The sequence below is a fragment of the Pigmentiphaga litoralis genome (assembly GCF_014651835.1).
Taxonomy (GTDB): Bacteria; Pseudomonadota; Gammaproteobacteria; order Burkholderiales; family Burkholderiaceae_B; genus Pigmentiphaga; species Pigmentiphaga litoralis.
Genome location: NZ_BMXQ01000001.1, coordinates 913,598 through 938,585, shown reverse-complemented (window position 1 = coordinate 938,585; position 24,988 = coordinate 913,598). Strand labels below are relative to the sequence as shown.

Sequence of the window (24,988 nt, the reverse complement as noted above, 5' to 3'; positions counted from 1 at the left end):
CGCCGGACCGCGTAGATTACCATTCGGGGCGGTCGCGGCCGGTGTGCTAACGTCACTGTCGCGTGCCCCCTTTCTCTTTTGTTGCACAACTTCGTATGCCGACCCCCTTGCTCCGTTCCGTTGACGACTCCACTCCCGTTCGTTCCGCACCGCATGCCGCGCTGACCTTCACCGCGCCGCCTCAAGTGCGTGTCCTGAGCGACATCCTGCCCGATGACCCCCTCCTGATGATGGGCGCCGGGCCGGTGCCGATCCCCGAGGCGGTGGCGCGAGCGAATTCGGTGGTGATCAATCACCTGGGCGCCACGATGTCGACCATCATCTCGCAGGTCAAGGAGATGGGTCGTTATGTCTTCCAGACCAAGTCGGAATGGGTCATGGGTGTGGCCGGTCCCGGTTCGGCGGCCATGGAAATGGCCATCAGCAACCTGGTGCTGCCAGGACACAAGGTCCTGTGCGTGGTGAACGGCTTTTTCAGTGCGCGGATGGCGGAAATGTCGCGCCGCCTGGGCGCCGAAGTCATCACCTTCGAGGTGGACGGCCACCACTATGCGCCGGCCGACGAGGTCGAAGCGCTGATCGCCAAGCATCGCCCGGAATGCCTGACCATCGTGCAGGGCGAAACGTCCAACACGGTGTTCAACCGCGAACTGCCCGCCATTGCGCGCGCCGCCAAGAAGTACGGCTGTCTGGTGATCGTCGACGCCGTCTGCACCCTGAGCACCATGCCGCTGCAAATGGATGACTGGCAGATCGACGCCGTCATCACCGGCGGCCAGAAGGGTCTGTCGTCCATCCCCGGCGTGTCGCTGATCGCGTTTTCGAACGAAGCCTGGGACCGGATCAACAACCGCACCACCACCAATTCGCACTGGTGCCTGGATGCCAAGCTGGCCGAGAATTTCTGGCACAAGGGCGGCTATCACTACACCGCGCCGGTGTCCGGCGTGCTCGCCTTGCACGAAGCACTGCGCCTGGTCTGCGCTGAAACGCTTGAAGAGCGCTTCGCGCGCCACTACCGCTGCTCGCAAGCCCTGCAGAACGGGATCGAGGCCATGGGCCTGCGCCTGTTCACGCCGCCGACGTCCCGCCTGAACTCGGTGGTCGGCATTGCCATCCCCGACGGCATGAACAACGCCGACATCTGCGCGCATATCTCGAACCGCTATCACGTCGAGATCTCGGGCTCGTTCGGCCTGCCCATGGTCCGGATCGGTCAGATGGGCGAGCAGTGCCGCGCCCACAACCTGTTCCGCACCCTGCACGCACTGGGTTCGACCGTGCGTGACATGGGCGGCAAGGTGGACCTGCCTGCCAGCATGGCGACCCTGGAATACAGCCTGCACAACGCGCTGGTCTGATTCCGCTTCGACCTTTTTTCGACTGCCCGCCGCGCCGGCGACTCTGACGGCTGCGGCGGCGCTTCATGCATGCATCGTGACGACGACTTTCCACCCCGCTGACGATCCGGCCCCCGAGCCCCCCGAACGCCCTGGCGACAATCAGTGTTGCCAGAGCGGCTGCGAACCGTGCATTTTTGATCTGTACGCCGAAGACCTGCAGGCATGGCGTGACGACTTCCGCGCCTGGGAACTGCGCCAGGCAAGCCGCAAGGCGGCCGGCTGATCCGGGCGCGGCACGCTGGTGTGCTTACGCCTGGCCAGCCACCACATTGACGCTCATCGCAATGATGAACACGTTCAAGAAGAACGCAATCACGCTGTGCACCAGCGCCATCCGGCGCAGGTGCCGGCTGGTGATCTGCACGTCGGACACCTGGAACGTCATGCCTATCACCAACGCAAAGTAGGCGAAGTCCCAGTAGTCGGGCGGCTCGTCGCCCGGAAACTCGAGCCCCTGATGGGCCGCGCCGTAGTTGCCATAGAACCCGTGGGCATAGTGCAGCGCGAACATTACGTTCATGTACAGCCACGACAGCAGAATGCTGCCAATGGCGATCACGACGGGCCAGGCACCGCCGCCCTTCCCCAGCCGGAGTTCGACGCCAAGGGCCAGCAGGACCACGGCCGATAGCAGAACGCTCGTCCACAGGATCCCCCACCGCCCCACATCTTCTTCCCTGGCCCGATGGCGCATGGTCTCGGGCGTGGACCTGGCGAAGACGTAGGCCGTCGTGCACAGAAAGAAAAAGGCGGCCGCGTCGAAGCCCAGCAGCAGGCACAAGGGCCATGGCGTTCGGCTCATCCAGAGCGAAGCCGCCACCGCGATCAGGATCAAGGCGGCCACGAACAGCCGGGGATGCGAGCGAATCACCATGAATCGGGCTCTGGGAGCGATGGAAGCGGTCACGACAACTCCGGTGAAAGGAACAACGGAAGAGCAGCAAGCCCAGGCAGTGTGCGGCCTGGCGCCATGAGTGGACATCGGGCGGCGCTCGTCCGCTGCGATTTGTGACACTTCGACGCGAAATGGGGGTATCCCAACGCGTCCAACTGCCGTTAACTAGGCCGTATCCCGTGTTGTATGCAACAACCCTCTCATGCTCCCCATGTCCTCTATCACGCCGATCCGATTTACCGGTACGTTTCACTCTGCATTCACCGTGAATGGCCCCGGCTGCGCCGGTTGCCGTGACGGCGAAGCGCTGGGCTTCGACTTCAGCTACGCGTACCAGCCGATAGTGGACCTCGACAACAATACGATCTTTGCGCACGAGGCCTTGGTGCGCGGACCGGTGGGCGAGCCCGCGTCATGGGTGCTTGGCCGTGTGACCGAAGACAACCGCTATCGGTTCGACCAGGCCTGCCGGCGCAAAGCCATCGAAGGCGCAGCCGACATTGGCCTGGCGCATCGTCTGTCGATCAATTTCCTGCCCAATGCCATCTACCAGCCCGAAGTGTGCATCCGCACCACGCTGGAAGCCGCGCATGAGCACCACTTTCCGGTCGAGCGCATCATTTTCGAGGCAACGGAAGGCGACCGGGTGGAAGACGCCGCGCGGCTTGCGTCCATTCTGCGTTACTACCAACGCAGCGGTTTCCTGACTGCGATCGACGACTTTGGCGCCGGTTATGCAGGGTTGACCCTGCTTGCCGAGTTCCAGCCCGACATTATCAAGCTGGACATGGCCCTGGTGCGCAACATCGATTCAAGCGTGCCGCGCCAGGCCATCGTCAAGGGACTGATGCGGACCTGCTCGGACCTGGGCATCCAGGTCATTGCCGAGGGCATCGAAACGATCGCCGAACGCGACTTCTTCTACAACGAAGGGGTCCGCCTGATGCAGGGCTATCTGTTCAGCAAGCCGGCGTTCCAGTCGCCCGGCACGATCAACCCGTCCTCCTGGGTGTAAGCGGCCGCGGCGGGAACGGCATGCCGCGGCGCCCGGCTTCACAGCGATTCCGGGTCTGACTGCAGCGGCGCCAGGTCCATCGGCGCCAGTGGCACCGGGTCTGACCGCAACGCCGGAGCGATCGGCATCACGTCCACTTCTTCGCAACCGGGCAAGGGAACGCTTGCCAGCGCGCACGCGGCGCTGGCGCTGCCGATGTCATTGATCGCCCGCGCCAGGGCGTCTCCCAGCCGCCGCAGATCGTCTTGCGTCAACCAGCGATCCAGCCCCCCTTTGCCATACGTCGTTTCGAACGTGATCGCATTGACACGGTCCTGCTGCGACCGCCACCACCAGCTTTCCGGAAAGAAGTGGTTTAGAAAGGCCGCGCCAGCATCTTCGTTCTCGGTGGTGACCTGGCCCTCGTAGTACGAGGACGTGAGGGCGACCAGATGTTGCTGCTTGCGCCACAGCCTTTGCTCGGCCGGGCCGAACGCGTCGTCGCCACCAAAATGCGGAATGAAGAACGCTGGCATGTCCACGGCTGCGTTTGATGCGTGGAGATTCAGTGCGATGTCGAATCGCCCACCGGCCTGCAGGACAGGCAGGATGCCGCCTCGCAACAGCACCTGGTTTTCATAAGGCGGCGGCGGTTGACCCGGCGCATCGGCGCCCGAGGCATCGAACCGCCAGCTGTCTTCCAGGTTCACGCTGGCTGGCGTGGTGCGGTAGTTGCCGGCAATCACGCCATCGGGGTTGTGCATGGGTACGATCTTGAAGATGTAGCGCGATCGCAGGGACTCGCCTGCCGCGTCCTCGGCCAGTACACGGGCGATCAGGCCTTCAAGCAGGAAAGACGGCCCGGTTTCGCCTGGATGGGTGCGGGCGTGCAGCCACACATAGCGCTTGGGCACGCCGGGAATGGACAGCCGGGGATCATCGATGGTCAGCAGCGTGATGGGCTTCTGGTAGACCGGCGACACACCGAGCGTTTCGCGTTTGACCAGGGGCGACGCTGCCAGCCTGCTCAGGAACGCATCCAGGTCGGCCGTCGTGTACGGGAACGTGCGCGCAATGGACACCGGACCGGCAAAGGCTTTCCGGACCGTGGCGCGGCAGTTGACCAGCGCCTGGCCGCGGCAGCCTTGCCAGCTGATCTCGTCGTCGCGGAAGTGGGACCACTGCACGCCGTCATACGAATACACCGGCATGACCGGATAGCGCGAGCCGAAACCGTCGAACTCCAGCGTCAGGGGCCGGTCGGGCGATACGTTCGCGATCCTGACATGGAACCAGGTGCGGAAACTCGCCGGCAGATCGGGGTCGTCGTTATCGTTCTTCAGCGACAGCCGCCAGGTGGTTTCCTGCGGGTCCATGGCACGGATCGCGCCAATGCCGCCCGATTCGAATTGGCTGCTGAACACAGGTCGCAGGCGCGCCACGTCGGCGGACTGCTGCGCCGGACCGGTGGCGCAGGCTTGCAGGGCGAGCAACAGGCTGACGGCGAGGGCGCGCCAGAAGGAATGTCTCATGGTGCGTTTCCGTTCAAGAATGGCCATTATCCCTGAAGGCGTACGCCCGGGTGGTGACCGCGGGCGGGGATCGTTGCGTCACGTTGCGAATCTTTCGGCAATCACACACCGCCGCCGGGGCTACGCCGGTCGCCCGGGGCACGCTGTGCTATATATCGTCGATATCCATCGTACCGACGGCGATTGAGGCCGTCCTCCGCGAGCAAGACACCATGACCGACCTTTCCACCCCGCCTTCCCAACCCGAATCCGCCCAGCATCCGCGCCCTGATGCCGTGCCGCTGTGGCCACTCGAACAGATCGTGGCCGACCTGCGCGCCGAGCGCATGAAGTGGCGGTCGGCGCAGCAGCGCCGCATCGAGCCCGGCGCGCGCGAACTGCCGTCGACCGACGTGCTGCGCGAGATCGTCGCCGCGTTTCGTGGCGCCCTCTTTCCGCTGCGCCTGGGCCCGGCCGACCTGCGTCCGAGCAGCGAGGACTATTACGTCGGCCATACGCTGGACGCCGCCCTGCACCGATTGCTGGAACAGGTCCGGCTGGCATTGCGCTATGAACACCGCACCTTGGGTTCGCCGTCTCCGGACGTGGAACAGCAGGCGATTGCGATCGTGCACGACTTCGCGGCCAATCTGCCGCGGGTGCGGGCGCTGCTGGACAGCGACGTCGAAGCAGCCTTTTATGGCGACCCGGCCGCAGGCAGCGTCGACGAAGTCTTGCTGTGCTATCCCGGCGTGGTCGCGCTGATCCACCATCGCCTGGCACACGAGCTGTATCGCCGCGGGGCGCGCTTGCTGGCGCGTATCGTTGCCGAAATCGCGCACTCGCAAACCGGGATCGACATCCACCCGGGCGCCCAGATTGGCAGTGCGTTCTTTATCGACCACGGCACGGGCGTGGTGATCGGCGAAACGGCCGTGATCGGAAATCGTGTGCGTCTCTACCAGGCCGTGACGCTGGGCGCCAAGCGCTTTCCAACCGACGAGACGGGCGCGCTGCAGAAGGGCCTGCCGCGGCATCCGCATGTCGAAGACGACGTCGTCATTTATGCCGGCGCGACGATTCTGGGCAACATCACGATTGGCAAGGGATCGACCATCGGGGGGAACGTGTGGCTGACGCGCAGCGTACCGGCCGGCAGCCATGTGACGCAGGCCAGCAGCCACCAGGAATGCCCGGAAAGCTGAACTGGCCCGCCCGCCCCGGCTGGAACGGGCGGTGTCAGCCCGCCTTCATGCAGGTGCTGACGAAGTTCTTGTAGTCGTCGCCCTTGCGACCCGCGCCCTGCTTGCTGCAGGAGGCCATTCTTTCCTGCGACGTCATGGGCTTGGCCTTCAGGCACTGGCTCATGAAGCCTTTGTATTCATCGCCCTTCTTGCCTTTGGCTTCGACGTTGCACTCGGCCATTTTGGTCTGCTGCGCGGTCTTGGGCTTGGCGGCGGGATCCGCCGTCCCCGCAGTCTGCGCCAGCACGGGCCCGGCCAGCATCGCACTGAACAATGCCCCAGCCATCAGTCCACGCTTCACGCCCTTCGCAAGATATCGCTTCATTGCCTGCTCCTGAGACCGCACGCCGGCTTGCACGGGATGGCTGACCGGATCGAGGCATTATCTGCCGCGACCCCGTAAAGCTCAACCGTTCGGAAGGGGCAAGTCGGTCGGATCCTGCCGCTTGGTGACGGTGACAGTGCCGGTCTCGCCATCCACCCGTACCCAGTCCCCTGTCTCGATCACCGACAGCGGATCCCGGTCGAAGTCGGTCACCGACGGCGCATGGGTCACGACGGCGCCCAATGCCATCTTGGTCGTCATTTCGTTGAACAACATGGCCGCCGGCGCCATGCCGGCAATGCGCGCGATGTGAAATTGACCGGACCAGCCCGACGAACCCTTGGCGCCAGGAAACACCAGCACCTTGCCCGCAAACGAGACGCCGCGCAGTTCATGGCGGGTCTCGATCACGGTGCCCGTGCGCGGGTCGATGCCACCCCAGCCGGAAATGCGTTCGCGCGTGACCAGCGCTTCCCCTTCGGCAACGCCACCGACGATGGCGCGGCCGTGCAGTGTGATCGTGGCCGTGGGCGTCGCGGCGCCAGGGGTACTGCTGGTACTGGAGGCGTCAGACAGGATCGAACTCATCGCAGGCCCCCGTTCCAGCGGCCCGTCACGGCAGCGTCGATACAGTCGGCCGTCGACCCGAACCACGCCTGGATGCCCATAATCGCAGGCAGGTAGTGCACCTGCTTGGCCGAATCGACCGCGGCCACCTTGACTCCTTTCGGCATGACCCGGCCCAGGGCCGAACAGGTATCCGACATCAGGAATCCACCCGCTTCGGTAATGATGCGCGTGTAGCCGTTCTGGTCGCAGATCTGCTTGGTAGCGCGCGGCGTGAAGATCCACAGGTTGGAATTGACGTGCACCTTGCGGCCTTCGAGCAGCTGGCACACTTCCCAGATCTGCTCGATGCTGTAGTGCGGACAGCCCAGCATGACAAAGTCCACGTCCACGTCGGACGCCGTCGCGTTCAGGTTTTCATAGGTCTCGCGCAGTTCCTTGCGGCCGAACACGAAACGCTCGATGGGCCGGTTGCCGCCAAAAGCCGCTGCTACCGTCGGCGCTTCCGGCGTGTAGCCGGGAATGTGATACATCTCCACGCCGCCTGACGATGCCGCAGCCGCGCCGAAGTGCTTGAGACGGACCATGTTCGGCGCCTGGCCGATGCCGGTAATCACGGGCACCCGATCCTGCACGTGATCGCCCACGAAGTAGCCGAGCATGCCCCAGTCCGACATGCTTTCGATCGGCACGTCGACTTCCACCGCGTGCGTGCCGCGGCGATTTTCGTCGATGTGATATCCCCAGTAGGGAATCTTGCCGGTCAGCATCGCGGCGCCGGTGCTCTCGCGGCCTTCGGCGTTGGACTTGGCGCCCAGCACGGCGTTGATGTAGATCACCGCCGACGATTCCATCCACGCACAGTGCTCGCCGCGGGCCGGCAGATTGCCGACCTGGTAGGGCGCGCAGGTGTTCAACAACTGCACGCCCAGGCCGGCGCTGTAGGCGTCGCCCTTGCGGAAGATACGCACGACATCTTCGCCAACACCCTGTTCGGACGCATGTTCCGGGTCGATCCCCTGCTGCAGGTGGCTGCTGTACACCGACACTTTCGGGATACGCACTACTTCGCGGGAGTCCAGGTTGAACTCGGAAAACACGGCGTCCAGGCCGCCTGCCTCGTCGGCATACTTGCGCATGAACGGGGTCGTGGCGCCAATCGTGCCGGCCACGTTGCGGGTATCGACCAGCCGCTCGGCCCCCAAGGCATTGCCGTAGCGGACCAGCAGGTCCATGGCCTTCTGTCGGGCGACGCCATGCTCGCCGTCGTACATCGCCTGCTCGTGATCGGTCAGTCTCATCTCACCTCCTGTATGCGCGGCGTCACACCCAGGCGGACGCCGCGTCTAGGCCACGTTGGACGCGTGGCCCGGGGCGGGCACGAAGCCCCCCACTTCCCTGGCAATCGCCCTTGCGGTCGCCAGCAACATCGGCGCGACGTCCTGCCGAAGATGTCCTTCGGAAAACAGGAACGACGGGCCGCCACAATTGAGTGCGACGATTTCCCCGCCCGGCACCACCAGCGGCACCGCGACCGAATGGATGTCGCGGTGGAACTCGCCCAGCGACAGGCAGTAGCCATGGCGCCCGGCGTCGTCTTGCGCGCGGGCATAGCCCGCCTCCAGGCGTTGCCATTCATCCGCGCCCGCCGACTCCCGCAGCCGCAATTCAAGTCGTTCGCGCTCGCGGATATCACTGACAGCGCTGACATACGCCCGGCCCAGCGCCGAACTCACCATCGGAAACCGGGACCCCACCCGCAAGCGCGCCAGCAGCAGCGCGGCCCGAGGGGATGCCGTTTCCACCAGCACCATATCCAGACCGTCCCGAACGCCCAGATAGACCGCGCCATTCGCCTGGTCGGCAAGCTCTGCCATGTGCGGGCGGGCAAACGCGCGCAGGTCAATGCCGCCCAGGAAGGCCTGCGCCAGCGACACCACACCGGCGCTGAGCGAAAATCGTTCCGTGCCGGGCGCCTGCTTCATCAGTCCCTGGGCCACCAGCGTGGTCGCCAGACGCGTGACGGTGGGCTTTGGAATGCCCGTCATCCGGGCCAGTTCGGCATTGCTCAGGTCACGCACGTCTTCCCGAAAACACCGCAGGACGGCAATGCCACGCTCCAGCGCCGACACCGTCGCGCCCGCGGGCGTGTCGTCGGTGTCGCCGGTTACCGGAGTGCTGTGGGAAGTCTTGCCGCGTGATGCCATCGTCGTCTCCAGGCAGCGCGCCGCAGGCGGCGAGCCGGTCTCTATAAAGGGAACGATCCGCGGAACGAATCGTGTCGCCATTATAGGAAGGCGTCCTGGCATCGCAGTCGTCGGGCAGGACATTCCTGTCCTGCTGCGGTGCGCATTGTCAGTCGGCCACGGCGCCGGTCGTCTTCACCACCTTGGCCCACTTCGCCATCTCCGTCTTGATGTAGGCATCAAACTGCGCGGGCGTGTTGCCCACCGGCGTCATGCCGATGTCGTTCAGGCGCTTCTTGAATTCAGGGGTCGCCAGCACGCTTGCAATGTCCTTGCTGATCTTGTCGACGATGTCGGGCGGCGTGGCGCGTGGCACCACCAGCCCGAACATGCTCTGGACATTGAAGCCCGGCAGGGTCTCGGCCACGGTCGGAATGTCAGGCGCGCTCGGGTCGCGCTGCGCGCCCGCCACAGCGAGCGCCTTCAGCTTTCCGGCCTTGATGTAGGGCATGGACGAGAACAGCGGGTCGATCAGCAAGGGCACGCGTCCTGCCATGACTTCGGTGTAGGCCGGGCCGCTGCCCTTGTAAGGGATGTGCAGCATGTCGATCGACGTCTCGGTCTTGAGCAGTTCGCCCGTCAGGTGCATGGAGCTGCCACTGCCGGGAGACGCGTAGCTGAGCTTGCCCGGCGACTGCTTGGCCATGGCGACCACTTCGGCAATCGAGTTGGCCGGAAAGGACGGCGTTGCCGTGATCACGATCTGGGAGGTCGCCATCAGCGACACTCCGGCCAGATCCTTGATCGTATCGAAGGGCAGCTTCGGACGCATCGCCGGATTGATCACGTGCGAGGTCACCACCATGCCGATGGTCTGTCCGTCCGGTTCCGACCGCGCCACGAAATCCGTGCCGACAACCGTATTGGCGCCAGGTTTGTACATGACGACGACCGGCTGGCCCCAGGTCTTGGTCAGCTGTTCCGACACCAGACGGCTCAGGATGTCGATGGCGCCGCCCGGTGCATTGGGCACGATCAGGGTGACCGGACGCGAAGGATAGTCCTTGGCGGTGGGGGTCGCGCTGGCCACCGGGGATGCGCTCAGGGCCAGTGACGTCAGCCCCACCGACACACAGGCAAGGGTGTGCAGCATTTTTTTCATCGTGTCTCCTTGTGGGTCGGGCCCGGCCGGCGCTGCGGGCGCCTGTTGTCTTGACTGGCTGACCGCCGTTTCAGGACATTGAACGGAACCGGTCAGCGAATGGACACGATTCTGATCCAGTGACTCCGCGAAGTCAATTATTCTGGAACGCCATTCCATATTTCTTAGCAGGCCGTCCGTAAGCGGTCCGGGCCGCCTCTGCCACCGGGTAACAAAGGCTGCTGCATGGACGTTTTGGTCCTGCCCCTGCCTGCAGATCCGCGCCTGACGCGGTACATTGGCAGCCTTGTTTCCGCCCCGCCAGGATCTGCCTCATGTCGACGCCCACCCTCCCCGTGCTTGCCACCCCGCTCACCTCCTCCGCCGTCCGCGTGATGCTGCTGGGATCCGGCGAACTCGGCAAGGAAGTGATCATCGCGCTGCAGCGCCTGGGCGTCGAAGTGATTGCTGTGGACCGGTACCCGAACGCGCCCGGCCACCAGGTCGCCCACCGCGCCCACACGATATCCATGACCGACCGTGACGCGTTGCGCGCCGTCATCGAACTCGAAAAGCCGCACGTCATCGTTCCGGAAATCGAAGCCATTGCCACCGACCTGCTGGTGGAACTCGAGGCGGCTGGCGTCGCCCGTGTCACGCCCACTGCCCGCGCTGCGCAGCTGACCATGAACCGCGAAGGCATCCGCCGCCTTGCCGCCGAAACGCTGGGCCTGCCCACGTCGCCTTACCGTTTTGCGGCCACGCTGGACGAACTGCGGGATGCCCTCGATCACATCGGCTATCCGTGCATCATCAAGCCGGTCATGTCCTCGTCAGGCAAGGGCCAGTCCCGTCTGGACGGTCCGCAAGACATCGAATCGGCCTGGCGTTACGCGCAGGAAGGCGGCCGGGTCGGCGCCGGGCGGGTCATTGTCGAAGGTTTCATCCGGTTCGAGTATGAAATCACCTTGTTGACGGTGCGCGCGGTCGGTGCCGATGGGCAGATCCAGACCCACTTTTGCGATCCGATCGGGCATGTGCAGGTCGATGGCGACTATGTCGAAAGCTGGCAACCACAGCCCATGGCGGCCAAAGCCCTGGAACGCGCCCGCGAGATCGCGCTCAAGGTCACCGGCGAACTGGGCGGCCTGGGATTGTTCGGGGTGGAGTTGTTCGTTGCCGGTGACGAGGTCTGGTTCTCCGAAGTCAGCCCGCGCCCGCACGACACCGGCATGGTCACGATGATCACCCAGGCGCAGAACGAATTTGAACTGCATGCGCGCGCGCTGCTCGGCCTGCCCGTGTCGACCGCCTTGCGCCAGCCCGGCGCCAGCAGCGTGATCTACGGCGGTGTCGATGCCAAGGCGGTGCAATTCGACGGCGTGGCCGCTGCATTGGCCGAGCCGGGTACCGATATCCGGCTTTTCGGCAAACCCGAGTCGTTCGTGAAGCGCCGCATGGGTGTCGCGCTCGCCGTTGCCGATACGGTGGATGCGGCACGCGCCAAGGCGAAGGCAGCCTCGGCCAAAGTGACGCCGCGGGCGGTACCTGACTCGGCGCACGGCTCGGCCCAAGGCTAAGGACGGTCATGGCTTCTTCACCCCCGCTGGCGCTATTCTGGTTCCGCCGCGACCTGCGGCTCGCCGACAATGTCGGCCTGTTCCAGGCTTTGTCGCAAAACGACGCGGTCGTTCCCGTGTTCATCTTCGACAAGGACATTCTTGACGAACTGCCCAGGCACGACCGGCGGGTGGCATTCCTGCATGGCGCCATTGCAGAACTGAAGGCAGCGCTGCAGGCAGCCGGATCGGACCTGGTCGTCCGGCATGCCCGCGGCCGCGAAGCCATTCCGGCGCTGGTGCAGGAATTTGGCGCGTCGGCGGTATTCACGAACGAAGATTACGAGCCTGACGCGCACGAGCGCGATGCGGCGGTGATCGAGGCCCTGGACGCCATGGGTATTCCGCTGCGCCTGTTCAAGGACACCGTGATCTTCGGCAGCAGCGAGATCCTGACCAAGCAGGGCCGGCCCTACACCGTGTTCACGCCGTACAAGAACGCGTGGCGCAAGGCGCTCAAGCCCGAGCACTATGCCGAGGCGCCAAGCAAGGACCATCTGCAGTCGCTCAAGAAGGTGGACGGCGGCAAGATGCCTACGCTGGAAGCCCTGGGATTCGAAGCGCTGTCTAGCAAGGACCCGCACCCGGAACCCACGCCGGAAGGCGCCGCCAAGCGGCTGGACCGCTTCGTGGCCAAGGTGATCGACGGCTACAAGCAGTCGCGCGACCTGCCGGCCGTACCCGGAACGTCCTACCTGTCGGTGTACAACCGCTTCGGGCTGCTGTCAGTGCGCCACCTCGTGCGGGCGTCGTTGCAGGCCATTGAAGGCAGCAAGGGCGCAGCGCGGGAAGGCGCCGAAACCTGGCTGAGCGAGCTGGTGTGGCGCGACTTCTACTTCCAGTTCCTGTATCACCATCCGACGGCCGTGGACGGCCCCTACCGTGAAGAGTACACAGCCCTTCAGTGGGAAAACGACGAGGGCCTGTTCCAGGCGTGGTGCGATGGCCAGACCGGTTACCCGCTGGTGGACGCCGCCATGCATCAGATCAATAGCACGGGGTACATGCACAATCGGCTGCGGATGGTGACGGCGTCGTTCCTGACCAAGGACTTGCTCGTGGACTACCGTAAGGGCGAGGCCTACTTCGCCCTGGCGCTCATCGACTACGACCAGGCGGCCAACAACGGGGGCTGGCAGTGGGCGGCGTCGACCGGGTGCGATCCCCAGCCCTACTTCCGGATCTTCAGCCCATCGCGCCAGAGCGAACGTTACGACCCCGACGGCGAGTTCATCAAACGGTTTCTGCCTGTGTTCAAGGACGTGCCCGGCAAATATCTGCATGCGCCGTGGGAACACACCGCCAAGCTGGCCGAGTTCGGCATCGAGCTGGGCAAGCACTACCCAAAGCCGGTCGTGGACCATGACGAACGCCGCCTCAAGGCGCTGAACCTGTTCAAGGCAGCGCGGGCCAGCAAGGGCGTGCCCGACAAGGAATCGTCCGCCTAGGCGCAGCAGTCGGGCCGCACTGCACTCTGCGTGGCGCGTGGCGCATCGCCCTGGCCGGACGGCATGCAGGGCCTGCGCCCCTGCTCTACCGTAAGCCGTGAATTACACTATGCGGCGGCACTTCCGGCCGCTGGCCGGGGCGCCCGCCGCGTCGCCGGTTGCGCCGTCCGCCCCTCCCCCGTCGTCAGCCCTTCCCGTGCCCCCTCCCGTGTCCCAGACCCCCACTACGTCCCGCCCGTTAGTCGTCGCTGCCATCATGGCGTCAATGAGCATGATTGCGATCGAGGCGACGATCGTCGCCACGGCCATGCCCCAGATTGCCGCCGACCTTGGCGAGCTGCGCTACTACAGCTGGGTGTTTGCCTCCTTCCTGCTGACGCAGACCGCCATGACCGTGGTGTTCGGCAAGCTGTCCGACCTATACGGCCGCAAGCCCATGGTGCTGTTCGGCATTGCCGTCTTCCTGATCGGGTCCATCCTGGCGGGATACGCCTGGTCGATGACGTCCATGATCGTCTTTCGTCTTATCCAGGGCGTGGGCGCCGGCGCGATACAGCCGGTGGTGATGACCATCATTGCCGACCTCTTCCCGGGGCGGGAACGCGGCAAGGTGCAGGGCTGGCTGGCCAGCGTATGGGCGATTTCTGCCGTGCTGGGCCCGATGGTGGGCGCGCTGATCATTCACAGACTGTCGTGGGCGTGGATTTTCTGGATGAACATCCCGGTCGGCATCGCGGCGGCCTGGGGCTTCATCAAGTACCTGCACGAGACACCGAAACGCAAGGAAAGCTCGATCGACTTCCTGGGCGCGGCGCTCTTCACTGCGACTGTCGCGGCCGCCATGATCGCCCTGACCGATGCTGGCACGACCGACCACGTGCGCGCGTGGAGCGCGGCGGGCGCGTTTGTCATTTTTCTGGGGCTTTTCCTGTTGCAGGAGCGGCGGGCAGCCGACCCCATGATTTCGTTCTCGCTGTGGGGCCGCCGTCCGATCGCCGCGGTCAACGGCGCCATGGTCTTTGGCAGCATGTGCATCATGGGCCTGACCACCTTCCTGCCCATGTATGTTCAGGGCGTCATGCACCGCACGCCGGTGGTTGCGGGCCTTGCGCTGACCATGGTGATGCTGGGGTGGCCGGTCGGTTCGGTGATCGCTGCCCGCATGTTCCCGCGTTACGGACTGCGCCGCATGCTCATCATCGGCAGCCTGCTGGTGCCGATGGGCGTGTTCGTGTTCATTTTCCTGAAGCCTGATAGCAGTGCGCTTCTGGCAGGATTTGGTTCGCTCGTGATCGGCTTCGGGATGGGCTTCATGGGCGTGTGCTCGCTGGTGCTGGTCCAGGAGATCGTCGAGCCGAACGAGCGCGGTGCGGCAACGGGTTCCAACCTGTTTGCGCGGAACCTGGGCAGCACGATGGGGGCCACCCTGCTGGGCGCCGTCTTCAACTACGGTCTGGCCCATACCTCGGGGATCGCCGCGGTGACGTCCGAGCAGCTCAAGCAGGTGCTCGAAAACTCAGCTGGCGCGGCGGCCACCAGCGGGCCGGTGCAGCAGGCCATGCACCAGTCCTTGCACATCACCTTTTACGCGATGCTGGTGGTGTCCGTGCTGGTCGTGGTGCTGATGCTGCTGATTCCGCCAGTGCCCCTGGCGGAATCGCGGGCCCGGGCCAAGGCGCCGGCCGATGCGGCGTCGAACGCCGCCCACTGAGCCACTAAGCCATCAAGCCATTAAGGGTTGGGGATACCCAGCCCGACGCTCGGGGTCCCCAACCCGATCAGCGCGGCGACTGCCGCAACCAGGGCCAGGACCAGCGTGGGGTAAAAGGTCAGCGCAAAACCCAGCGACCGCGATGGCGCGCCGCCCGAATAGCCGCGCCAGAACAACACTCGGCCCACGACGAACAGGATGGCGGCCGCTGGCACCGCGGCCTGCCACTGCCTCGGCAGCGTGACCGCCCAGATCAGGTAGGTCGGGATGGCCAGGACCACCTGCTCCAGGGTGTTCTGCAAGATCGCCTGATAGATACGGATGGTCCAGCTGCCACCCGTCATGCCCCGGCTGGCAGTCGCACCGGCGCCGGTCAGCCCGCCACCGGCCAGCCCACTGCCATCGATATCTTCCGCATGAAAAAAGCGGTGCCGCGCCATCAGACCGATCACGGCGGCCAGGCACAGCAAGGGCAGCAGCGCCCAATGCAGCGCGGCGACCAGCGATGCGGTCGGCCCGATCAGGGGCAACAAGGCTCGCGGCGCCAGGGCAATCATCAGGACCAGCAGCACCAAGGTGATCGCCATGCCGACGCCCATGCCGCGCAGCACGCCACGTTGCACGGTGCGGTGCGAGGCGATGGGCGTCGTGCGGTCGATTGGCGGGCGCAAGGTGGCAGTCCGGCGCGGGGGCGTGGCGGTCGTTCTCAAGGCGGCGACTCCGTTGCGCGGCGGGCCCGGGTCGCGGACCCAGCGGACCGCCACAGCGTGAATGAGGGCTGTCTCGGGTCGCGCGCCGGGGGTCGTCGAGTGCGGAACATGCCGTACTGAAGGCGATCATGGGATGCGCGACGTCGGACTGCGTTTCGCAGTTGACAGCCTGGTCAGTAAACCGCAAAACGCGCGCGCAGCGGATCCACCAGATGGCTCAGTCGGCGCCTGAGGGCGGATGAGGCAGATCGGGTCGGACGCCTCGGCCTTCAGCTCGGGTCGTCAGTAATGCGGCGGCAATTCGTCCCGCAGGCTGCGAAACGGCGCGCTGCCTTCCGGCACCTGCTGCCGCAGATCCGCCACTTCGCGCGCCAGCTGCTCGATCAGCTTCTGTTGCCGCACGATCGTCTCGTTCAACTGGTCCAGCAGGTCTTCGGTAAAACTCGCCTTGATCTCGAGCTCGGTCAGTCGATGTTCCAGGGCCTGCGTGTCGGTCACGCCGGCTCCATGCCATTGTCGTGCTTGATGCCCGCCGTGTCGGCCGACACCATGTAGTCGAGCAAGGCGCGCGCGGCGTCGGGCTGGCTGCTGGTGGCGGCGATACCGCCCGAAAATGTGGTCATCAGCTGAATGGCAGCCGGCATGGGGCCCAGGATGGTGATGCCTCCTATCGGCATCAGTTCGCTCAGCTGCTGGAAACCCAGGTCGACTTCACCTTTGGCCATGAAGGCACCGACCGGCACGCCCGGTGGCGCCAGCACGATGCGGTCCTTGATCTGCTCGGTGATGCCCCAGCGGTCGAACAGCTTGGCCAGGTACACGCCGCTTGGGCCGGTCGAATAGCCGATGGTGCGGGCAGCCAGGATGGCCGCTTTGACCGAGGCTTCCGAACTGATGTCCACCGCCGGTTCGCCAGCACGAACTGCAATCGCCACGCCGGACTTGACGATATCGGCGCGGCTGCCGGCGACGATGCAGCCTTTGCCGGTCAACTGGTCGATCGCACTGGCGGCCAGCACCACGATGTCCATGGGCTCGCCCGCTTCCACCCGTCGCGCGGCTTCGACACCCCCGACCGAGACCAGCTCCACGTCGACCTCGGCGGCGGCCGGGTAGCGGGCCACCAGGTCGGCCAGCAGCGCCTTGGTTGCCATGGAAGAAAGGATGCGGATGGGAGTCGCCATGAAGTCACCTCGTGTGATCGGTTGAGCGCGCTGCGCGGGCCTGACGGCGCCGCCGGGCGGGGCCCCGGCATTACACCATAGGCCAGCCTGAGGCGGCCGCGCAACACGCCGGAGCCCAGACGAGAGCAAAGTGCGCAGCGTGGAAGGCAGAGCGCAGATGCAAAAGGCAGGACCAAAACCCGGAGCGCAAAACCCAAACGCAAGAACGCCCGGCCGTCTACCTCCGGCCGGGCGTTCCCGTCATCCGTGCGATTCACTTCATCGCGATCAACCCGACCCGCGACAGCCCGCAGGCATCAATCCTCGATGCCGCGCTCGGCCAGGTATTCCTCGTACGGACCGTGGTAGTCGACGATTTCGCCCGACGGCAGAATTTCGATCACGCGCGTGGCCAGGCCAGAGACGAATTCCCGGTCATGCGACACGAACAGCAGCGTGCCCTGGAATTTTTCAAGCGCAAACTGCAGCGATTCGATCGATTCCATGTCCAGGTGGTTGGTCGGCTCGTCCATCAGCAGCACGTTGTTCTTCGTCAGCATCAGCTTGCCGAACATCATGCGGTTCTTTTCACCGCCCGACAGCACCGGCACGGTCTTGACGATGTCGTCGCTCGAAAACAGCAGACGGCCCAGGATCGAACGCAGGGTCTGGTCGTCTTCGCCACCCAGGCGCCAGCGGCCCATCCAGTCGAACAGGTTGTCGTCGGTCTGGAACTGGTCGGACACGTCCTGGGCCATGTAACCCAGGTTGGCGTTGTCGGACCATTTCAGGCGGCCGCCGCTCGGTTCCAGATCACCGGCCAGCATGCGCAGCAGGGTCGTCTTGCCGACGCCGTTTGCGCCGATGATGGCGATCTTTTCGCCCGCTTCGACCATGGCCGAGAAGGGCTTGATGACGACCTTGTCGTCATACGACTTGCGCAGGTTCTCGATTTCAACTGCCTGACGGTGCATGACCTTGAGCGGTTCGAAACGGATGAACGGGTTCTGACGCGACGACGGCTTGACCTCGACGGCCTCGGACTTGATCTTGTCGATCATCTTGAGGCGCGATGTGGCCTGGCGGGCCTTGGACTTGTTGGCCGAGAAGCGGCGCACGAAGTCCTGCAGGTCGGAAATCCGTTCCTTGGCCTTGCTGTTGCTGGCGCTGATGCGCTCGCGTGCCTGGGTCGACGCCAGCATGTAGTCGTCGTAGTTGCCCGGATAGATCCGGACTTCGCGGTAGTCCAGGTCGGCCATGTGCGTGCAGACCTGGTTCAGGAAGTGGCGATCGTGACTGATGATGATCATCGTCGACTGGTAGCCGTTCAGCACGTTCTCGACCCAGCGGATCGTGTTGATGTCCAGGTTGTTGGTCGGCTCGTCCAGCAGCAGCACGTCCGGGCTCGAGAACAGCGCCTGGGCCAGCAGGATACGCAGCTTCCAGCCCGGCGCGATTTCGCGCATCGGCAGCTGATGCTGTTCGACCGGGATTTCCAGGCCCAGCAACAGCTCGCCGGCGCGGGCCTCGGCGGTGTATCCGTCGTATTCGGCAAACTTGGCTTCCAGTTCGGCCGCATGCATGTAGTCGTCGTCGGTCGCGTCGGGATTCGCGTAAATGGCATCCCGTTCGGTCATGGCCTGCCACATTTCTTCGTGGCCCATGAGCACGACGTCCAGCACGCGGATGTCTTCAAACGCGAACTGGTCCTGGCGCAGCTTGCCCAGACGCGTGTTCGGTTCCAGCGCCACGTTGCCTGCGGTCGGCTCCAGGTCACCGCCGATGATTTTCATCAGCGTCGACTTGCCGCTGCCGTTGGCGCCGATCAGCCCGTATCGGTTGCCTTCGCCGAATTTGACCGAGACGTTTTCGAACAGGGGTTTGGGACCGAACTGGATGGTTAGGTTAGCGGTAGAAATCACGGCTGGTATGGACTCGCTGGAGGACGGTGTGATCAGGAAACATCGCCGGCGCAGCGCGCGGCGATCGATCAACCTGATAGTGTATCAAGCCTTGGCGCGCCACGATACCCAAGGCATGCACCGGGCAGGACGAAATCACGCCAACGAAGCGTTTTCGCGACAACTTGTCAGAAGATTGAGTCAGGTAGCGACCGATCCGTGCGTGTTAGGCGCAGAACCACCGGCTGTTTTTGTCACATTTACTTGCGTCGCCCGGTAAGAACGGCAGGCGGGTTTGTTACCATTGGGCAGCGGCAGTACCCCGGAGGCCGCGCTCCGGGTGCTGCCCTCGCCCTGCCGTGTCGCGCTCGCCTCCGTGTCTGCTCCATGCGCCCTTCCATCGCCGCCGCCTCCATGCGCGACGAGCACGGTGCTGCGTCGGGCCCGGACGTACGCGCCAGACGGCGGGCATCGCCGCCTTCCGTCAATTCACAACTACAAAGAGCGAAGCACGCTACATGTCGCTATTGACCCTTGTCATCCTTCCCTTCATCGGCAGTGTTCTGGCGGGCCTTCTGCCCGCCAATGCCCGCAATCGGGAAGCCTGGCTTGCCGGCTTGATCGCCCTGATCGGCACCGTCCAGGTGGCGATGTTCTACCCCGATGTCTCCTACGGCGGCATCGTCCGCTACGAAGCTGAATGGCTGCCCACGCTGGGCCTGAATTTCTCCTTGCGCATGGACGGCCTCGCCTGGGTCTTCTGTCTGATGATCCTGGCGATCGGCCTGCTGGTGGTGCTGTATGCCCGCTACTACATGTCGCCCGAAGATCCGGTGCCGCGCTTCTTTTCCTTCTTTCTTGCCTTCATGGGCTCGATGCTCGGCATCGTGCTGTCGGGCAACCTGATCCAGCTTGCGTTGTTCTGGGAACTGACCAGCCTGGTTTCCTTCCTGTTGATCGGGTATTGGCATCACCGCGCCGATGCCAGGCGGGGCGCGCGCATGGCGCTGACCGTGACGGCGGCCGGTGGCCTGTGTCTGTTTGCGGGCATCCTGGTGCTCGGTCATATTGTTGGCAGTTACGACCTGGATGTCGTGCTGGCGTCGGGCGACCTGATCCGCACGCATCCCTCATACACCGTGGCGCTGGTACTGATCGCCATCGGCGCGCTGACAAAAAGTGCGCAATTTCCCTTCCATTTCTGGCTGCCGCACGCCATGGCCGCGCCCACGCCGGTGTCGGCCTACCTGCATTCGGCCACCATGGTGAAAGCCGGCGTATTCATCCTGGTGCGGCTGTGGCCTGTTCTGGCAGGTACCAATGAATGGTTCTGGATCATCGGCGGCGCGGGTCTGTGCACGCTGCTGCTGGGCGCGTACGCGGCCATTTTTCAACAGGACCTGAAAGGCCTCCTGGCCTATTCCACGATCAGCCACCTGGGGCTGATCACCTTGCTGCTGGGCCTGGGCAGCCCGCTGGCCACGGTGGCCGCGATCTTCCACATCATGAACCACGCGACCTTCAAGGCCTCGTTGTTCATGGCCGCGGGCATCATCGACCATGAAAGCGGCACCCGCGACATCCGGCGGCTCAGCGGCCTGTATCGTTTGATGCCGGTCACGGCCACGCTGGCCATGGTGGCCAGCGCGGCCATGGCGGGCGTCCCGCTGCTGAACGGCTTCATCTCGAAAGAAATGTTCTTTACCGAGGCCGTGGTGGTGGGCGACGCCATCGGCATGAAGTACGCGCTGCCGATCGCGGCCACGGTGGCCGGCGCCTTCAGCGTGGCGTATTCGCTGCGCTTCATGCATGACGTCTTTTTCGGTCCGCCGCCCAAGGACTTGCCGCGCACGCCCCACGAACCACCGCGCTGGATGCGTTTTCCGGCGGAACTGCTGGCGTTTGCGTGTCTGCTGGTCGGCATCATCCCGAGCTATACGATTGCGCCTTTCCTGGCCACGGCCGCCCGCGCCGTGCTGGGAGACGACGTTCCGTCTTACAGCCTGGCGATCTGGCATGGCTTCACTTTGCCCCTGCTCATGAGTTTCGTTGCGCTCGGTGGCGGCACGCTGCTTTACATGACGCTGCAGAAAACGCTTCGCCTGAACTCGGTCGAGCGGCTTCCGCTGCTGTATCGGCTTAGTGGAAAGCGCAGCTTCGATCGCATCATGGCGCTGTCGACCGGCTTCGCTGAACGACTCACCGGCGGTCCGGGCACTCGCGGGCTGCAGACTCAACTGCTGTGCATCGTGCTGATGGCCTTGCTCGTCGGCACCATCACGCTGTACGGAAGCGGTGACCTGCACGGCACGCTGAGCCCCTCGGCAGTTGACCCGCTTTTTGCATTCATGTGGGTCATCGGCATTGCCTGCGCGATTGGCGCAGCGTTCCAGGCCAAGTACCACCGGTTGGCAGCGCTCATTCTGCTCAGTGGCGCAGGGTTGATCACGTGCGTGACCTTTGCCTGGTTATCTGCGCCAGACCTGGCCTTGACACAATTGGCAGTCGAGGTCGTGACGACCATCCTCATCCTCCTTGGATTGCGGTGGCTGCCACGACGGAAGGAGCCGAAGGAACTCGGCATCCGCACACCTGTGAGCGCCTGGCTGCATCGCCTTCGCGACTTCGCCATCGCGGTCGCGGCGGGCAGCGGCCTCGCGCTGCTCGCCTACGCGGTGCTGACGCGCCCCTATCCTGATTCCATTGCTACGTTCTTTCTCGAAAACGCGCTTCCTGGCGGAGGCGGTGCCAACGTGGTGAATGTGCTGCTGGTGGACTTCCGCGGATTCGATACCTTGGGCGAAATTGCAGTGCTCGGCGTCGTTGCGCTCACGGTCTATGCGCTGCTTCGGCGCTTTCGCCCAGCGCCCGAGAGCATTGCGCTGCCGCACCAGCAACTGCACCAGGGCAAGCGTCAGGGCGTTGGAAACGGAGCAGACGCCGCATCAGGCCATTTGATCATTCCCGCCGTCATGGTGCGGATGCTGTTGCCGGTCATTGCCCTGTTGGCGCTGTATTTCTTCAATCGAGGCCATAACCTGCCTGGTGGCGGCTTCGTCGCCGGCCTTGTCATGTCCGTCGGCCTGATCCTCCAGTACATGGTGGGCGGCACGATGTGGGTCGAGGCCCACCTGAAACTCAACCCTCGCCGATGGATAGGCATGGGTTTGCTGTTCGCTGTCTTGACGGGAGCAGGTTCCTGGTTGTTCGGCTACCCGTTCCTGACGTCTCACTCGGCACATCCTGTGCTGCCATGGATCGGTGAAGTGCCACTGCCGAGTGCATTTCTGTTCGATCTGGGTGTGTTCACACTGGTTGTCGGGGCAACGCTGCTGATCCTGACGGCGCTGGCCCACCAATCCATCCGCAGTCACCGCGCCATCCAGCATTCGGCCGCAACCGAAGGGAGTCGATGATGGAACTGATCATCAGCATCGCCATTGGTGTCCTGACCGCCTCGGGGGTATGGCTGCTTCTGCGGCCTCGAACATTCCAGGTCATCATGGGCCTGTCTCTCATTTCTTACGCTGTCAACCTGTTCATCTTTTCGATGGGCCGGTTGTCCGTCAATCAACTGCCTATCATCGGAGGCGATCGTCCGGTGAGCCTGAGCCATTACGCCGACCCCCTGCCCCAGGCGCTCGTCCTCACGGCCATCGTGATCGGCTTTGCCATGACTGCGCTGTTTCTGGTCGTACTCCTTGCATCACGTGGGCTCACCGGTACCGACCACGTCGACGGCAGAGAGGTCGATTGATGCGCTCCTTGATGGATCACCTTATTGTTTTGCCGATTGTGTTGCCAATGGCGGTCGGTGCATCGATGTTGTTGCTGGGCGAGCGGCGCACGTGGATCAAGGCCGCCATGAACGGCGTCTCCACGCTGTCCCTGCTCGTTATCGCAATCCTGTTGCTGCGCCAGGCAGACGGCGATGTGTTGTCGGTCGCTGTGTACCTGCCGGCTGACTGGCAGGCCCCATTCGGCATCGCGCTTGCCGTGGACCGCCTGTCGGCCCTGATGCTGCTGATCACGGCGGTGCTGGGACTGGCTTCCCTGATGTTCTCCGTCGCAGCCTGGCAGCGCGCGGGCGTGCATTTTCACGCTCTTTTCCAGTTCCAACTGATGGGGCTGAACGGCGCCTTCCTGACCGCCGACCTGTTCAATCTCTTCGTGTTCTTCGAGGTTCTGCTCGCTGCCTCGTATGGTCTGCTCCTGCACGGATCGGGACCTGATCGGGTCAAGGCTGGACTTCACTATGTTGCCGTCAACCTGACCGGGTCGATGCTGTTCCTGATTGGCGTAAGCATCATTTACGGCATTACCGGTTCGTTGAACATGGCGGATGTGGCGCTGCGCATCGGGCAGATCGCAGCAAACGACCGCGCACTGCTGGAAGCCGGGGCTGCGATTCTTGGCGTGGCCTTCCTGATCAAGGGGGGCGCCTGGCCCATGAACTTCTGGCTGCCCCCATCCTATGCGGCGGCAAGCCCTCCGGTAGCGGCGATCTTTTCGATCATGACCAAGGTAGGCATCTACGTCCTGCTTCGATTGTCACTGCTGCTTTTCGGCGATCACGCGGGGGACTCCGCAGGCTTCGGACACGATTGGCTGCTGTATACCGGACTGGTGACGCTGGCGTTTGGCGGGGTCGGCATGCTTGCCGCGCAGAATCTGGCGCGCGTTGCCGGATACAGCGTGATCATCTCGTCAGGAACGTTATTGTCGGCTATCGGTTTTGGCGGCGTGGGCGTCATCGGCAGTGCTTTGTTCTACATGCTCAGTTCGACACTCGCACTGGCCGCTTTCTTCCTGTTGCTCGAACTCGTGGAGCGCAGCCGGACCTTCAGTTCGGATCTGCTGGCGATCACGCGTGAAGCTTTCGGACTGGACCTGCCGACCGATCACGACGACAACGACCACACCAATGTGGGCGTTGCGATCCCGGCCGCGATGGCGTTTCTCGGGCTCAGCTTCATCGCCTGCACCCTGCTGTTGACGGGGATGCCTCCACTGTCGGGCTTCATCGCCAAGTTCTCGCTGCTGACCGATGTATTGAACCCGACCGGCCTGACGCCAGACGCCAGCGTTCAAATCACACCGTCCGCATGGGTGATGCTGGGCTTGCTGATTGGAACGGGCCTGACGGGCGTCATTGCATTGACGCGTACCGGTATCAGGGTGTTCTGGGCGCCATCAGGCCGTGCCGTTCCACGCCTTCGCGTGATCGAGACATTCCCGATCGCTGCGCTGTTGATCCTGTGCGTCGTCATCACCCTGCGAGCTGAACCCGTCATGCGCTACATGGATGCCACCGCGGCAGCGCTGAATGCGCCCGACCATTACATCCGCAGCGTGCTCTCGTCGCGGCTGGTCCAACCTGCCCGCACGGAGGTCACCCCATGAGAGTGCGCTGGCTTCCCTCGCCCTTGATGTCGGCTTTCCTTCTGGCCACCTGGTTGCTGCTGAATCAGACGGTTGCGCTCGGGCATGTCCTGCTCGGCGGGGTGCTGGCGATTGCCCTGCCCGTGGTGACCGCAGGTTTGCGCCCGGAGCGGGCCCGAGTCCGACGTCCGGGCGTGATCATCCGGCTGTGCGTGACGATTCTGATCGACAGCGTCAAGTCAAACATCGCCGTAGGACGAATCATCCTTGCCAGCAAAGCCAGGCGCGGCAATGCGGGCTTCATCAAGGTGCCTCTGGACCTGCATGACGCGCACGGACTGGCGGCCCTGGCGGTCATCCTGACCGCAGTTCCCGGGACGGTATTTTCCGAGCTTTCCGAGGATCGCAAGATCCTCATCGTGCACGTCCTGGACCTGACCGACGAAGCCACGTCGATCAGCACCATCAAGGACCACTACGAAAAACCGCTCATGGAGATCTTTCAATGAACTCGATTCTAGGCGCGGCCACGCTATTCGCGGCGGTGTGTTTCTCGCTTGCCATGGCGTTTGCCACTTTGCGGGTCCTTCGTGGACCAGCGGCGCAGGACCGCGTCCTGGCGCTGGACACGCTGTATATCAACGCGATGTTGCTGCTGCTGGTGCTCGGCATCCGCTTCGCGGACACGCTCTACTTTGAAGCAGCACTGTTCATTGCTTTGCTCGGCTTCGTCAGTTCGGTGGCCATGGCGAAGTTTCTGTTGCGCGGGGAGGTGGTGGAATGACGGC

The 24,988-nt window shown here is 64.1% G+C and carries 23 protein-coding genes; 12 read left to right on the top strand and 11 right to left on the bottom strand.

Annotated features, from left to right (window positions below; all coding sequences use genetic code 11):
* The first annotated feature begins 227 nt into the window (after positions 1-227).
* Complete coding sequence (locus IE116_RS04060; RefSeq protein WP_229828371.1) at positions 228-1,361, top strand: pyridoxal-phosphate-dependent aminotransferase family protein; 1,134 nt, start codon at positions 228-230, stop codon at positions 1,359-1,361.
* A 76-nt stretch (positions 1,362-1,437) separates the two neighbouring features.
* On the top strand, positions 1,438-1,626 hold the full coding sequence (locus IE116_RS04055) for an oxidoreductase-like domain-containing protein (protein WP_189609985.1): 189 nt from the start codon (positions 1,438-1,440) through the stop codon (positions 1,624-1,626).
* 24 nt (positions 1,627-1,650) lie between these two features.
* On the opposite strand, the gene IE116_RS04050 is transcribed toward IE116_RS04055, so the two are convergent.
* On the bottom strand, positions 1,651-2,310 hold the full coding sequence (locus IE116_RS04050; RefSeq protein WP_229827995.1) for a DUF1345 domain-containing protein: 660 nt from the start codon (positions 2,308-2,310) through the stop codon (positions 1,651-1,653).
* A gap of 199 nt (positions 2,311-2,509) precedes the next feature.
* Between IE116_RS04050 and IE116_RS04045 the strand changes: the two genes are divergently transcribed.
* On the top strand, positions 2,510-3,313 hold the full coding sequence (locus tag IE116_RS04045; protein ID WP_189609983.1) for an EAL domain-containing protein: 804 nt from the start codon (positions 2,510-2,512) through the stop codon (positions 3,311-3,313).
* Positions 3,314-3,351: 38 nt separating this feature from the next.
* Here IE116_RS04045 and IE116_RS04040 read toward each other — a convergent pair whose 3' ends face one another.
* Positions 3,352-4,824, bottom strand: coding sequence for a M14-type cytosolic carboxypeptidase (locus tag IE116_RS04040; protein ID WP_189609981.1), 1,473 nt, complete (start codon positions 4,822-4,824; stop codon positions 3,352-3,354).
* A 275-nt stretch (positions 4,825-5,099) separates the two neighbouring features.
* Between IE116_RS04040 and epsC the strand changes: the two genes are divergently transcribed.
* Entirely contained in the window at positions 5,100-6,008 is a 909-nt protein-coding gene (gene epsC / locus IE116_RS04035; protein ID WP_229828369.1) for a serine O-acetyltransferase EpsC, read from the top strand.
* Between the two features lie 34 nt (positions 6,009-6,042).
* On the opposite strand, the gene IE116_RS04030 is transcribed toward epsC, so the two are convergent.
* The 5 genes from IE116_RS04030 to IE116_RS04010 all read right to left on the bottom strand — a co-directional run bounded on the left by IE116_RS04030 (position 6,043) and on the right by IE116_RS04010 (position 10,287).
* Positions 6,043-6,372, bottom strand: a complete 330-nt coding sequence (locus tag IE116_RS04030) for a PsiF family protein (protein ID WP_373302940.1) — start codon at positions 6,370-6,372, stop codon at positions 6,043-6,045.
* A gap of 81 nt (positions 6,373-6,453) precedes the next feature.
* Positions 6,454-6,960, bottom strand: a complete 507-nt coding sequence (locus IE116_RS04025) for an aconitase X swivel domain-containing protein (protein WP_189609978.1) — start codon at positions 6,958-6,960, stop codon at positions 6,454-6,456.
* Positions 6,957-8,240 (bottom strand): aconitase X, encoded by a 1,284-nt coding sequence (locus tag IE116_RS04020; RefSeq protein ID WP_189609976.1) that lies wholly within the window; start codon positions 8,238-8,240, stop codon positions 6,957-6,959. The genes IE116_RS04025 and IE116_RS04020 overlap by 4 nt, the downstream gene beginning before the upstream one ends.
* Positions 8,241-8,285: 45 nt before the next feature.
* Positions 8,286-9,146 carry an IclR family transcriptional regulator gene (locus IE116_RS04015; RefSeq protein ID WP_189609974.1) on the bottom strand — a complete coding sequence of 287 codons (861 nt, stop codon included), beginning with the start codon at positions 9,144-9,146 and terminating at the stop codon, positions 8,286-8,288.
* A gap of 148 nt (positions 9,147-9,294) precedes the next feature.
* Entirely contained in the window at positions 9,295-10,287 is a 993-nt protein-coding gene (locus IE116_RS04010) for a tripartite tricarboxylate transporter substrate binding protein (protein ID WP_229827994.1), read from the bottom strand.
* 314 nt (positions 10,288-10,601) lie between these two features.
* Between IE116_RS04010 and purT the strand changes: the two genes are divergently transcribed.
* The 3 genes from purT to IE116_RS03995 all read left to right on the top strand — a co-directional run bounded on the left by purT (position 10,602) and on the right by IE116_RS03995 (position 15,044).
* Positions 10,602-11,846 (top strand): formate-dependent phosphoribosylglycinamide formyltransferase, encoded by a 1,245-nt coding sequence (gene purT / locus IE116_RS04005; RefSeq protein WP_189609973.1) that lies wholly within the window; start codon positions 10,602-10,604, stop codon positions 11,844-11,846.
* Between the two features lie 8 nt (positions 11,847-11,854).
* Positions 11,855-13,333 carry a cryptochrome/photolyase family protein gene (locus tag IE116_RS04000; protein WP_189609971.1) on the top strand — a complete coding sequence of 493 codons (1,479 nt, stop codon included), beginning with the start codon at positions 11,855-11,857 and terminating at the stop codon, positions 13,331-13,333.
* Positions 13,334-13,541: 208 nt separating this feature from the next.
* Complete coding sequence (locus IE116_RS03995; RefSeq protein ID WP_189609970.1) at positions 13,542-15,044, top strand: MDR family MFS transporter; 1,503 nt, start codon at positions 13,542-13,544, stop codon at positions 15,042-15,044.
* A 20-nt stretch (positions 15,045-15,064) separates the two neighbouring features.
* On the opposite strand, the gene IE116_RS03990 is transcribed toward IE116_RS03995, so the two are convergent.
* From IE116_RS03990 to IE116_RS03975, 4 genes are all read right to left on the bottom strand, one after another.
* A complete protein-coding gene (locus IE116_RS03990; RefSeq protein ID WP_229827993.1) occupies positions 15,065-15,754 on the bottom strand; it encodes an MAPEG family protein in 690 nt (229 codons plus the stop codon).
* Positions 15,755-16,036: 282 nt separating this feature from the next.
* Positions 16,037-16,252 carry a SlyX family protein gene (locus tag IE116_RS03985; RefSeq protein ID WP_189609968.1) on the bottom strand — a complete coding sequence of 72 codons (216 nt, stop codon included), beginning with the start codon at positions 16,250-16,252 and terminating at the stop codon, positions 16,037-16,039.
* A complete protein-coding gene (locus IE116_RS03980; RefSeq protein WP_189609966.1) occupies positions 16,249-16,938 on the bottom strand; it encodes a substrate-binding domain-containing protein in 690 nt (229 codons plus the stop codon). Before IE116_RS03980 ends, IE116_RS03985 begins: the two co-directional genes overlap by 4 nt.
* A 296-nt stretch (positions 16,939-17,234) precedes the next feature.
* Complete coding sequence (locus IE116_RS03975) at positions 17,235-18,839, bottom strand: ABC-F family ATPase (protein WP_189609964.1); 1,605 nt, start codon at positions 18,837-18,839, stop codon at positions 17,235-17,237.
* Positions 18,840-19,336: 497 nt separating this feature from the next.
* On the opposite strand from IE116_RS03975, the gene IE116_RS03970 reads away from it, so the two are divergent.
* From IE116_RS03970 to IE116_RS03950, 5 genes are read left to right on the top strand one after another with little or no spacing between them, the layout of a single operon-like run.
* Entirely contained in the window at positions 19,337-22,234 is a 2,898-nt protein-coding gene (locus IE116_RS03970) for a monovalent cation/H+ antiporter subunit A (protein ID WP_189609962.1), read from the top strand.
* Entirely contained in the window at positions 22,234-22,575 is a 342-nt protein-coding gene (locus IE116_RS03965) for a Na+/H+ antiporter subunit C (protein ID WP_189609960.1), read from the top strand. Before IE116_RS03970 ends, IE116_RS03965 begins: the two co-directional genes overlap by 1 nt.
* On the top strand, positions 22,575-24,221 hold the full coding sequence (locus IE116_RS03960; RefSeq protein ID WP_229827992.1) for a monovalent cation/H+ antiporter subunit D: 1,647 nt from the start codon (positions 22,575-22,577) through the stop codon (positions 24,219-24,221). Before IE116_RS03965 ends, IE116_RS03960 begins: the two co-directional genes overlap by 1 nt.
* A complete protein-coding gene (locus IE116_RS03955; RefSeq protein WP_189609956.1) occupies positions 24,218-24,709 on the top strand; it encodes a Na+/H+ antiporter subunit E in 492 nt (163 codons plus the stop codon). The genes IE116_RS03960 and IE116_RS03955 overlap by 4 nt, the downstream gene beginning before the upstream one ends.
* Positions 24,706-24,984, top strand: a complete 279-nt coding sequence (locus tag IE116_RS03950; protein ID WP_189609954.1) for a K+/H+ antiporter subunit F — start codon at positions 24,706-24,708, stop codon at positions 24,982-24,984. Before IE116_RS03955 ends, IE116_RS03950 begins: the two co-directional genes overlap by 4 nt.
* Positions 24,985-24,988: the final 4 nt, after the last annotated feature.

What these genes read in the sequence shown, in the direction of transcription:
- IE116_RS04030 (WP_373302940.1), bottom strand. Translation starts at nt 6,372, where the DNA reads ATGAAGCGATATCTTGCGAAGGGCGTGAAGCGTGGACTGATGGCTGGG.
- IE116_RS03965 (WP_189609960.1), top strand. Translation starts at nt 22,234, where the DNA reads ATGGAACTGATCATCAGCATCGCCATTGGTGTCCTGACCGCCTCGGGG.
- IE116_RS04045 (WP_189609983.1), top strand. Translation starts at nt 2,510, where the DNA reads ATGTCCTCTATCACGCCGATCCGATTTACCGGTACGTTTCACTCTGCA.
- IE116_RS04000 (WP_189609971.1), top strand. Translation starts at nt 11,855, where the DNA reads ATGGCTTCTTCACCCCCGCTGGCGCTATTCTGGTTCCGCCGCGACCTG.
- IE116_RS03960 (WP_229827992.1), top strand. Translation starts at nt 22,575, where the DNA reads ATGCGCTCCTTGATGGATCACCTTATTGTTTTGCCGATTGTGTTGCCA.
- IE116_RS04040 (WP_189609981.1), bottom strand. Translation starts at nt 4,824, where the DNA reads ATGAGACATTCCTTCTGGCGCGCCCTCGCCGTCAGCCTGTTGCTCGCC.
- IE116_RS03980 (WP_189609966.1), bottom strand. Translation starts at nt 16,938, where the DNA reads ATGGCGACTCCCATCCGCATCCTTTCTTCCATGGCAACCAAGGCGCTG.
- IE116_RS03955 (WP_189609956.1), top strand. Translation starts at nt 24,218, where the DNA reads ATGAGAGTGCGCTGGCTTCCCTCGCCCTTGATGTCGGCTTTCCTTCTG.
- IE116_RS04010 (WP_229827994.1), bottom strand. Translation starts at nt 10,287, where the DNA reads ATGAAAAAAATGCTGCACACCCTTGCCTGTGTGTCGGTGGGGCTGACG.
- IE116_RS04020 (WP_189609976.1), bottom strand. Translation starts at nt 8,240, where the DNA reads ATGAGACTGACCGATCACGAGCAGGCGATGTACGACGGCGAGCATGGC.
- IE116_RS04025 (WP_189609978.1), bottom strand. Translation starts at nt 6,960, where the DNA reads ATGAGTTCGATCCTGTCTGACGCCTCCAGTACCAGCAGTACCCCTGGC.
- IE116_RS03970 (WP_189609962.1), top strand. Translation starts at nt 19,337, where the DNA reads ATGTCGCTATTGACCCTTGTCATCCTTCCCTTCATCGGCAGTGTTCTG.
- IE116_RS04015 (WP_189609974.1), bottom strand. Translation starts at nt 9,146, where the DNA reads ATGGCATCACGCGGCAAGACTTCCCACAGCACTCCGGTAACCGGCGAC.
- IE116_RS04060 (WP_229828371.1), top strand. Translation starts at nt 228, where the DNA reads ATGATGGGCGCCGGGCCGGTGCCGATCCCCGAGGCGGTGGCGCGAGCG.
- IE116_RS03950 (WP_189609954.1), top strand. Translation starts at nt 24,706, where the DNA reads ATGAACTCGATTCTAGGCGCGGCCACGCTATTCGCGGCGGTGTGTTTC.
- purT (WP_189609973.1), top strand. Translation starts at nt 10,602, where the DNA reads ATGTCGACGCCCACCCTCCCCGTGCTTGCCACCCCGCTCACCTCCTCC.